Raw genomic sequence first — 7,743 nt, 5'->3', positions numbered from 1 at the left:
GATAGAAGCAACCTGAATCCATTAAGTTCCCCACGATGTTTAGGAGGGTGGGAAGTAGCGGTACACAATCTCTAGAAGGTCTGCCTTGGTAAAGGGCTTCGTTAAATAATCAGATGCCCCAGCAAACTTGGCCTTTGCCCGATCAATAATACCTGTTGTGCTCGTCAGCATAACGATCGGCGTTCTGCTAAATAGCGGATGGTTACGGAGTAGACGACATAATTTATACCCATCAATACCAGGTAGACCAATATCCAGAAAAATTAGATTAGGCTTCAGGCGAATTACTTGAATCAATGCCTTCAAGGGATCGCTCACAACATGAATGGAAAATGTGTTCGGATTAAGATACCGCCTCATATCTCTGCCTGTAGTAGGGCCATCATCAATGCAGGCAATCGTATAGGTAGCTGTTGGCTGGCCGGCGGAAAGTGGTAGCTGGAGCACAGTGCGCTCATCAGCCGGGGCATGGCTGGCGACAGTTGATGTACCTAAGGCCGACAGGGCTGCGATCGGGTGTGTCGGAATTCTAGGAAGTTGGTCAAAAGGACCCTGGGGGTCACGCAGTAACACAGTGCCAGCTACGACATGGGGCAAAATTGTCTGGGCAATGGTCAACTCATCTTGATTCAAGGCCGCTGCTAACTGCCGAAAGCTATAACCCCGGAGCTTAGATAACAATCGTTGGCAATCGCTAGGCACATCTGGCTGTTGACTTCGAGATTGACCAACCCAATAGGGGCGTTGATAGGGCGACCAAATGTGGGGAGCAAGTGCTTGCCATGCTTGAATACGTTGCTGACAAGTAGCAATCAAAGGCGGCAACGCTAACCGATAATAGCGAGGTGACAATGGTCGCCCTTCTGTAAATTCACACTGTCCCTCTGAGAGCAATAGCAAAGACTCCAACACTTCTTTGATCAGCCCTTCGATTAGTTCTGTGGCTGCAACAGCACTGAGGAGACGCTGTTCTACTAACCAGCAAATGGCCTGGTAGTCTGTACCGTGAGTTATCGGTATAGGACTCTGGGTGGAGAAGTGCGATCGCAGTTGCGATCGGGTTTCAGCCACCAGATTGGTAACCCGATAGCTGAGTTGAAGTAGATGGCGATCCAGGCGCTCAAAGGGTTCAATCGAGTTCGATGCATAAACAATGCTGCCAGCGTCTACATAAACAACCCAAGTTATTGACTGGTAGACAACCAAAAAGCGTCCACTCTTAGATGAGTCGGCCTGTTGCAATAGTTGAACGATCGGACGAGTAGGTTGGTAAGCCTCACTAAATGTCATGATAGATGCAAGTTAATGCTTATTTAGTCTATAGATAACGCAAGCAGGGACGATTACAGGTGTGTCCCATAGGCCGCTCTTGTGTAGACTACCCTGCCGTATCAGAAAGCAGACATCGTGCTGCAATGATTTCATTGTCGCTTGCTAAGCATCGACAAGGACTAGGTTGTGAGTTATCTGCCCTGGGCAGATTCCCGGTAGACTATAGCCTGTGAGGTTGCATGACTGCCAAGGTTTTAATATGATCATGGACTCCCAATTCCACCAAGAATTTGACTTACTGCTGCGAGCTAGGTATCCTCTGCTTTACATTCCCACTAGGGAAGAAGAACGAGTCGAGCAAGCTATTGCCCACTGTGCCAAGCAAAGTAGTCGGGCGGTGTATGTGTGGGATTTCGTCGAGGGGTATCAGGGGAACCCCAATGACCAGGGCTATGCTAAGCGCAATCCCCTGCAAGCGCTGGAATTTTTAGACAAGTTGCCAGTGAACGTGCCAGCAATTGCAGTTCTCCGGGATTTTCAACGGTTTTTAGACGACACATCTATCTCACGGAAGCTAAAAAATCTGGCTAGAACCCTGAAATCCCAACCCAAAAATGTCGTTATTTTGTCCACCCAAGTCACCATTCCCGACGATTTAACTGAGGTGCTAACGCTGCTGGATTTTCCTTTGCCTAATCGCAGCGAAATTCAGGCTGAGATAGAGCGCCTGCTGGTGGCAACTGGACAGGTGCTTGATGCCCCTAGTTTGGACGAGTTTGTCCGCTCTAGTCAGGGACTGTCGATTGAACGCATTCGGCGGGTGTTGGCACGGGCGATCGCAACCCATGGCTCACTGCTTCCTAGCGATGTTGATTTAATCCTAGAGGAAAAGCGACAGACAATTCGGCAAACGCAGATTTTAGATTTTTATCCAGCCAAAGAAGACATCACTGATATAGGTGGGTTGGATAATCTTAAGGATTGGCTGATTCGACGGGGAGGAGCATTTTCTGAGGCTGCTCGCCAGTATGGACTTCCCCATCCTAGAGGGTTGTTGCTAGTGGGTATTCAAGGCACGGGTAAATCCCTCACAGCTAAGGCGATTGCCCACCACTGGCATTTGCCACTACTGCGGTTAGATGTAGGACGGCTGTTTGCAGGCTTAGTAGGAGAGTCAGAGTCACGCACGCGGCAAATGATTCAATTGGCAGAGGCCCTAGCGCCCTGTGTGCTGTGGATTGATGAAATTGACAAAGCCTTCACAGGCATTGATGGGCGGGGCGATGGCGGCACCACTAATCGTGTATTTGGAACGTTTATTACCTGGCTAGCGGAAAAAACATCCCCTGTGTTTGTGGTGGCGACTGCTAACGATGTCCAGGCATTACCCCCAGAAATGCTCCGCAAAGGCCGGTTTGATGAAGTTTTCTTCGTAGGCTTACCGAATCAAGAGGAGCGACAAGCAATTTTTAGAGTGCATCTAGCACGGCTGCGCCCTCATAACCTCAAGTCCTATGACTTAGAACGATTAGCCTACGAAACGCTTGATTTCTCAGGGGCAGAGATTGAGCAGGCGATCGTCGAAGCTATGCACATTGGGTTTAGCCAAGGCCGAGACTTCACCACTGAAGACATTTTAGAAGCTGCCAGTCAAACTGTTCCCCTTGCCCAGACTGCTAAAGAGCAGATTCAAGCCCTACAGGTTTGGGCGATGTCAGGCAAGGCTAGGCTAGCGTCTCGCACAACACCCTTAAAAATTAATAACCAATAGACTTACCATGTCATATAACGATAGGTTAGTTGCACATCTAGAGTTCGAGTAGTCAGCATTGCTATGAAAACCCTGTCTAATATTCTGAGCTTTATTGTTGGGGTGTTATTGGCTGTTGCATTGATGACATTGGCAGGGGCTATGACAGCTCGTTATTTCATTACAAAATTGACAGCTCTACCGCCTAAACCTACCTTTGCTAAGGCTTCAACACCACCAAAGCCAACCACAACCACAGCACCTGCTGCATCATCCCCAAAGGCTTCCCCATCGCCTAGTGCCAAACCAGTAGCCGCGACCGCATCACCAACCCTTGGTAACGAGGCAGCAGCAAGACCATCACCCTCAGTATCACCCTCACCCTCAGCATCACCCTCACCCTCAGCATCGCCAACAGACGGTTATACAGCGCGGGTGATTCAACCAATCGGCCTAGTGCTGCGAGACAGCCCTAATCCGGGGTCGTCGCGCATAGGAGGAATTGACTATAACCAACAGGTGACAGTCTTAGAGCAAAGTCCAGACGGAGAATGGATTCGAGTGCGGTTAATTGGCACCAACCAAGAAGGATGGGTAAAAGCTGGCAATACTGAAAAAGTTAACTAGCTTCAGCTAACGGAGGATGGGACATTGCCACGATCGATTACTCAAGCCCAGCCCGCGTTACAGTTTATTCCACCACAGCTTAACCCCTTCGTTGTGCAGATTGTAATGCGCCTACTGCCCCTGTGGATGCGTTGGAATACCAGCATTACCCGGGTCAATGCCCGCAACACTGAAATTTTGGTGGATCTCTATCAACGCTTCCAAGCAGGCAACATTCGCTTCATGATGGCCTTTCGTCACCCCAGTGTAGACGATCCCTTCGCCTTGGGGTTGCTGCTATTTCAGCAAGTGCCTGCGGTTGCTCGTCGACGGAATGTAGCGCTAAAACCGCCCATCCATGCTCACTTTATCTACGATCGCGGCATTCCCCTCTGGGCAGGACGCTGGTTAGGATGGCTCTATTCCCAGCTTGGGGGGATTCCGATCCAGCGAGGTAAGCTCGATCGCCTGGGGTTAAAGACGGTGCGAGACTATTTCGCCAACGGCACATTACCTATGATCGCGGCTCCTGAAGGCGCAACTAATGGGCATAGTGAAATCGTTAGTCCGTTAGAACCAGGCATTGCTCAAATGGGGTTTTGGTGTGTTGAAGATTTAATTAAAGCAGGCCGCCATGAGCAGGTATTCATTGTGCCCATTGGCATTCGCTATCAATACATTACGCCGCCATGGGCAGCCCTAGAAGCCCTGTTGACGCAGCTTGAAGCCGATGTTGGCATTCAACCATCTGCTAACCGTGGGACAACGGAAGAGACCGCGCCTGTTACATCAGACACCTGGCAATTGCCCATTGGTGACTCACCTGCAACGCCAGAAGCTCGACTTTATCCTCGCCTCTACAGGCTTGGCATTCGTCTGTTGGGGCTGATGGAAGGGTTTTACCAGCGCTTCTACCACTACAATCCGCCTGAGGCTACAGATGCTCCAGCAGCTTCACCAAGTTCCGATCCTAACCAGTTACTAGCCGATCGCCTACAGGCTCTGCTCAACACTGCCTTGACAGTAGCTGAACAATATTTTGGCCTTCAACCAAGGGGTTCCGTGCCTGATCGCTGCCGACGACTAGAACAAGCTGCTTGGGACTGCATCTATCGAGATGACATCAAGAGCTTAGAAGCGCTGTCAGCAGTAGAGCGGAGCTTGGCCGATCGCATTGCGGAAGAAGCCGACCTTCGTATTTGGCACATGCGGCTGGTGGAAAGTTTTGTGGCTGTTACCGGGCGCTATGTGCGGGAAAATCCAACCGCTGAGAGGTTTGCCGAAACCCTATTGCTGACTTGGGAAACGGTTGCCCGCCTGAAAGGTGAACGTACCTATCCCCGGCCTCGTTTAGGCAAGCAGATGGCAACGGTTACTGTGGGTGAGCCGATATCTGTTAGCGATCGCTGGCCAGACTATCAACGCGATCGTCGCAGTGCCAAGCAAGCTGTCACTGCACTGACTCAGGATTTACAAGCCGCCCTCGAAGCCATGATTACTCGATCGTGAGCTGCATCCTGACATGAATTGCAGTAGTGGGCAAGCTAAACATCCTTCTAACCTGCTGGCAAGCTGGTCAAGATAGGCAGATTGGACATCTGTTTTTGGCAAGTTTACACATGTTTTTGGCAAGTTTACACAGTCAGCTATCAACGCCTGCTTTTCAACCATTGCCGCCCCTCAGTTTATTTTTGGTGAGCTGATACCCTAGTTGACTGACAACTCTTTTATCCCCGAATCACCACCACAGCTCGGCCACTGGGGGTAGTAGCTGATTCCGTAGTCGTCCGCTCTTCAATGGGGGGAGGCCCGATCGCCGGTCAAAAATCACCAGCCAGCCTGAATCTAGCCCCAACCCGGCCAAATACTGATCCAACTGCTGTAAGCCCTTGGTGAGGGGGTCTTTTTCCCCATCGCGCCACACCTTCAGTTCAATTCCCAAGGTCACGTTGCCATAGCGCAGACACAGGTCAATGCGTCCAGGCTGAACCGGGGGACTTGTCCCTCACCCCCGGCCCCTCTCCCAAGGGGGGGCGAGGGGTGAAGCAGCCTCTGGTTCCCCTTCTCCCGACTTGGGAGAAGGGGTTAGGGGATGAGGGCCATCTCCAGACATAAGACCCTCACCCCCGGCTCCTCTCCCAGGGGGGGCGAGGGGAGAAAATAAACCGCCATTCACATAGGGAAAAGCCTCTGCCCACCGGCGAATCCCTGCTGTCCGCCGCTCTGACAGCGGTGTTGCCATGGCTCGAAAAATCTCTGCTAGCACCTCATGGGTATTCGACGCATCCCCAGCACTCATCTGTGCCACAGTGTGGGTAAATAGCCCCTCTCCCTTGGCCGTCGGCGGAAAAATATTCGTATCCTCGGCAAAAAAGCAGAAGATTAGCCGCGCCATGAAGTGATTAAAGTCCTCTGGTCGCTGCTCCCAGTCGGGATTTTCCTTCAATAGCTCCACATACAGCCGATTTAGCCGCCCTGTGGCCTTGATGTCAAAGGCATTTTCGCGAATCTGCTTGACCGTCGTGATTCCGGCGAGGGGTAAGAAAAAGCCAAAGTGATCGGCAAAGTTGGGGTAGTCGCAGGCAAGGGTTTCCCCCTCCAGCAGATTTTCGGCTTCAAGGCTCTGGCTGTCCGTCGCCAAAATAAACTTGACCTTGTGTCGAGCCGTCGCCCCACTCTCCCGCAACGCCGTCAGCGTCGCTTCAACTTGCCCCTCAGCGCATACCTTGATGTGGATGTTGTTGCGCTGGAGCACCCCACCCAAATCCGACTGATTCGTCGAATCCTTGCCCTGACTTCTCAGCCGCTTGATCGTGGTCGCCTTGTTGCCAAACGCTTCCAGAAACGCAAACGGAAATTCCTCCGGGTCAAAGGGAGATTCGGCTAACCGCGAAACGGCTTCTTCGATTTCGACTGCATTCATAGACTAGCCAGCGATCGCCCAGAGGCACTATGATTACCTCCTAGCACAACTTTGAAATCTTACCCTGATTTTCGAGGATAGCCATCGCAATGGTTACTGATAGCAAAGCGCTGTTGCAAGTAGATTGGGGCCTTGCCGATCGCAGTGCTTTAGCGTGCAGGGCACACCCGTCTGCTGCTACACCATGTTAGCTAGCCATAGGCAATGTTGGCCCCCAAGGGCCTTGCGAGGCTCATTCTCCACTAGCAGTCTAGTGCCGCTGTAGCAGCTACTATGCTCAGACTATGCGACTAGTGCACTTACTCAGTGCCTGCGCTAATTCCTCTAGCCGCACGGGTTTGCTGATGTAATCATCCATGCCAGCGTCTAGACAGGCTTCTCGATCGCCGTGCATAGCATTAGCCGTCATAGCAATAATCCGAGGACGCTCTGCACTCGACCATTGACTACAGATACGCTCTGCCGCTGTGATGCCATCCATATCTGGCATCTGTACATCCATTAACACCACATCGTAGGGCTGACGTTGGAGCGCTTCGAGCACCTCTAGGCCATTACCTGCTAAATCTGTGCGGTATCCCAGGCGTTGGAGCATGTGGATCGCTACCTTTTGGTTCACGGCATTGTCCTCAGCCAGCAAAATACGCAAATTTGCAGGCATCTCCGGCAGTTGCAGTTTAGCCACTGCTGCATTTGACCGCGATCGAGTCTCTGCTGGAGACAGTTGGGCCTGGTGTGCAGCTTGGTGTTCCAGGATTTCTACGAGAGCGTTGTAAAAATGAGACTGCTTAACTGGCTTGTTCAGGCATTGGGCAAATTCCACCTCAGCGTCATTCCAACTAGACTGGGAACTGCCAACCGCTGTGAGGAGTAGTAAAGGCACTTTTCTCGATAAGGCAGAGCAGTCTGCGGCGCACATGGTCTGCTCAAGTTGGCGAATTTGCCTTGCTAGCGTGATGCCATCCTGATCTGGCATGTAAGCATCCACCACACCAATATCAAACTCTTGACCCTGCCGCAGCCATGCCATGGCTTCATCGGCAGAGGCAGCAGCTTGTACAACCATACCCCACGACTCTGCCTGTTCAGTTAAGGTCTGACGACTGGTGTAGTTGTCATCAACAATTAACAACCGCTTCCCTTGCAGTTGGTGGGTAGGCTGGTCACAGGCAAGATTAAAGTTGGGATCAAC

At 51.5% G+C, this 7,743-nt stretch carries 5 protein-coding genes and 2 pseudogenes; 3 read left to right on the top strand and 4 right to left on the bottom strand.

The features are described from left to right. Positions 1-39 precede the first annotated feature (39 nt). Positions 40-1,290, bottom strand: coding sequence for a response regulator (locus NZ772_09770; protein ID MCS6813840.1), 1,251 nt, complete (start codon positions 1,288-1,290; stop codon positions 40-42). Between the two features lie 247 nt (positions 1,291-1,537). Here NZ772_09770 and NZ772_09765 point away from each other — a divergent pair, with 247 nt between their 5' ends. From NZ772_09765 to NZ772_09755, 3 genes are all read left to right on the top strand, one after another. Continuing rightward, positions 1,538-3,043 carry an AAA family ATPase gene (locus tag NZ772_09765; protein MCS6813839.1) on the top strand — a complete coding sequence of 502 codons (1,506 nt, stop codon included), beginning with the start codon at positions 1,538-1,540 and terminating at the stop codon, positions 3,041-3,043. Positions 3,044-3,106: 63 nt separating this feature from the next. Beyond that, positions 3,107-3,649, top strand: coding sequence for an SH3 domain-containing protein (locus NZ772_09760; protein ID MCS6813838.1), 543 nt, complete (start codon positions 3,107-3,109; stop codon positions 3,647-3,649). 24 nt (positions 3,650-3,673) lie between these two features. Beyond that, the gene (locus NZ772_09755; protein MCS6813837.1) at positions 3,674-5,137 is read left to right on the top strand and encodes a 1-acyl-sn-glycerol-3-phosphate acyltransferase; all 1,464 of its coding nucleotides are present in this window, start codon (positions 3,674-3,676) and stop codon (positions 5,135-5,137) included. Between the two features lie 218 nt (positions 5,138-5,355). On the opposite strand, the pseudogene NZ772_09750 reads toward NZ772_09755, so the two are convergent. The 3 genes and pseudogenes from NZ772_09750 to NZ772_09740 all read right to left on the bottom strand — a co-directional run. Continuing rightward, a pseudogene (locus tag NZ772_09750) lies at positions 5,356-5,634 on the bottom strand (ATP-binding protein). A 149-nt stretch (positions 5,635-5,783) separates the two neighbouring features. Continuing rightward, positions 5,784-6,551 (bottom strand): annotated as a pseudogene (locus NZ772_09745) (hypothetical protein). 277 nt (positions 6,552-6,828) lie between these two features. Continuing rightward, a partial coding sequence (locus tag NZ772_09740) for a response regulator (protein MCS6813836.1) occupies positions 6,829-7,743 on the bottom strand: 915 nt, incomplete at its 5' end.

Source organism: Cyanobacteriota bacterium (assembly GCA_025054735.1).
GTDB lineage: Bacteria > Cyanobacteriota > Cyanobacteriia > SKYG9 > SKYG9 > SKYG9.
Note: the sequence above shows the minus strand (reverse complement) of the source record. Positions and strands in the feature narration are given on the sequence as shown.

Excerpts from the sequence above, each read along its gene's own strand:
- NZ772_09770 (MCS6813840.1), bottom strand. The coding sequence starts at position 1,290 with ATGACATTTAGTGAGGCTTACCAACCTACTCGTCCGATCGTTCAACTA.
- NZ772_09765 (MCS6813839.1), top strand. The coding sequence starts at position 1,538 with ATGGACTCCCAATTCCACCAAGAATTTGACTTACTGCTGCGAGCTAGG.
- NZ772_09760 (MCS6813838.1), top strand. The coding sequence starts at position 3,107 with ATGAAAACCCTGTCTAATATTCTGAGCTTTATTGTTGGGGTGTTATTG.